Raw genomic sequence first — 2,300 nt, 5'->3', positions numbered from 1 at the left:
CGCCCGGGGCGGGCACGGGGCCGGTGCCGGTCGCGGTGCGCGGACCGGGGCGACGCTGGTGGGGTGCGGCGCCGGCGCCCGGGGGCGCGTGCAGCAGCTCGGCCGGGAACTGCGCGCCTGCCCTCTCCCAGTACTCCTCGCGGCAGGCCACCACCAGCCGCGCCCCCGTACCGCGCAGCCATCGCGCGGTGCCCTCGGTCCACTCGGCGAGCCGGTGGGCCAGTGCGGGCGGCATCTCCTCGGGGCCGTCGAGGAGCAGCAGCAGGGGGCGCCCCTGTGCGTGGGCGAGGCGCGCGACGCGGTCCGGGGTGAGGTCGGTGACGTCGGTCGGCAGCGGTGCCCGGGCGGCCGCGACGATCCTGGCCGCCCGGTCCAGCGCACGGCGTGCCGCGTCCGCGACCGAGGCGTCGGCGCCGTCGAGGTCGGCTCCGCGCAGCCACAGCGTGGGCGCGGGGGCCGCACCCCGTGCCCTGCGTGCGGCCAGCGCGGCCAGCTCGGTCGTACGGCCGGTGCCCGGCGCGCCGACGAGGCCCAGCACGGCGGCCTCGCTCGCCTCGAACGCCGCCAGCCCCGCGCCCCCCGCGGGCCGCTCCACCGGGGTGACGGGCCGACGGCCGGTGCGGCGGGCGGGAGCGTCCGCAGCGGCGCCCCGCATGCGGTCGCCGGCGTGCGGGACGAAAGCCTCCGCAGGAGCGCCCGGCAGGCGGTCGTCGGCGCGAGGGACGAAAGCGTCCGCAGTGGCGCCCGGCACGCGGTCGCCGGGCCGGGACGGCAGAGGCGGTGCGGGCGGGGCGCGGACCGGCCGCTCCAGGGTCTCGTCCAGCCGGTGCGGGGTCGGGTACGGGCTCTCAGGGGTCGAGTACGGCCCGTCCAGGGTCGAGTATGTGCTCTCGGAGGCCGAGTAAGGCTCATCCAGGGTCGGGTACGACCGCTCCGGGGTCGGACACAGGCGCTCAGGGGCGAGGTTCCGCCGGTTCGGGGTGGCCTCCGGCCGGGTGCGGGGGCGTACGGCGGTGTCCGGGTCGGCCGGGGCCGCCGGACGTGCCGCGTCCGCCCCGTCCTCCGCGTCCCCGGCGTTCCCCGCCGCGCCGGACTCGTCCCCCGCATGCCCCGGCCTCGGCGCGTCCTGCGCGTCCGACGCATCGTCCGCGCCCCGCGCGACCTGCGCATCGCCGGCGCCCACAGCGCCTTCCGCACCACCCGCGCGCAGCTTGGGGGTGGGGCGCGCGCCCGCGATCCGCACCGCCTGCCGCGGCGTGCCCTCCCCCGCGGTCGCCCAGGACGGCAGGGCTCCGCTGGGTCCGTCCTGGGCCACCGAGGTGGCCGTGAGTTCGAGGACGCCCGCGAGGTTGAGGTCGGGGCCGTAGGCGGGGACCGTGGCCGCGTTGCGGGCGAGCAGTTCGGCCAGCGGGCCGCCGGCGGCGGGGGTCAGGCCGGCTCGGGCGGAGCCGGGCGTCGCCGGGATCAGCGGTACGGCGAACCCGGCGTCCCGCCGGCCGGACCGCAGGGCCGTGCCGAGGACGGCGACCACGGTGCCGGTGGCCGCGTCCAGCACCGGGCCGCCGGCGGCGCCGCCGCCCGGCCGCAGCGCGTCCCGGCCCGCCGTGCCGATCGCCAGTTCCAGCACGCCGTCCAGGGCACGGAGGCCGTCCGGGGCCTCGTAGGTCACCGCGGACACGCCCAGCACGCGGGCCTCGCGCCAGCCACCGGCGGCGATCCGGACGTAGGTGCCGGCGCGGACGCCGTCCCGCACGGTGACCGGCAGCGGCGCGGCGGCGAGGCCGTCGGTGCGGATGAGGGCCAGGTCCAGCTCGGGCAGGGCGGTGACCGCGTCGGCGCCCACCACACAGGACCGGCCGGACCGACCGGACGCGTCGGACCCCTCGTCGGCGCCCGGGACGTCGAGCAGGAGGCGGCCGAGCCCGGCGACGGCTTCGTGGCTGGTGATGACGGTCCCGTGGTGGTCGGCCGCGAAGCCCGTGCCGCGGGGCCGCCCCGCCAGATCGCGGATGCGGACCAGACCGGCGTCCAGGGCGCGGTCTCGGGCCTCGGCCACGATCCCCCGCCCTGCCGGCACCGGCACCGGGCCGCCGTCGACACGCGTCCGGTGCGGCTCCCCTGCCGTCATGGTCGATCCTCCCCGCCGTGCCGCCGTACACCCCCCTGTCTTCGACGGTAGGCACCGAGTGATCAGCGGGAAAGATCGCGAAGCGAACGCGCCCCCTTGCGCTCCCCCGATTCACTCCGCGCGCCTGCCCGGTCGGGTGAATGGGCGGGGGCGCCTGGATAGACCCTAGGGG

The 2,300-nt window shown here is 79.4% G+C and carries 1 protein-coding gene; it reads right to left on the bottom strand.

Annotated elements, in window-relative coordinates:
• Nucleotides 1–2,128: trypsin-like peptidase domain-containing protein (locus GV126_RS36945; protein WP_328707375.1), on the bottom strand; the 2,128-nt coding region annotated here is incomplete at its 3' end.
• Between the last annotated feature and the right edge of the window lie 172 nt (nt 2,129–2,300).

It is taken from the genome of Streptomyces mexicanus, from assembly GCF_902506575.1.
Classification (GTDB): Bacteria; Actinomycetota; Actinomycetes; order Streptomycetales; family Streptomycetaceae; genus Streptomyces; species Streptomyces mexicanus.
The sequence above is the reverse complement of the archived record's forward strand: the minus strand, read 5'-3'. Positions and strand labels throughout refer to the sequence as shown.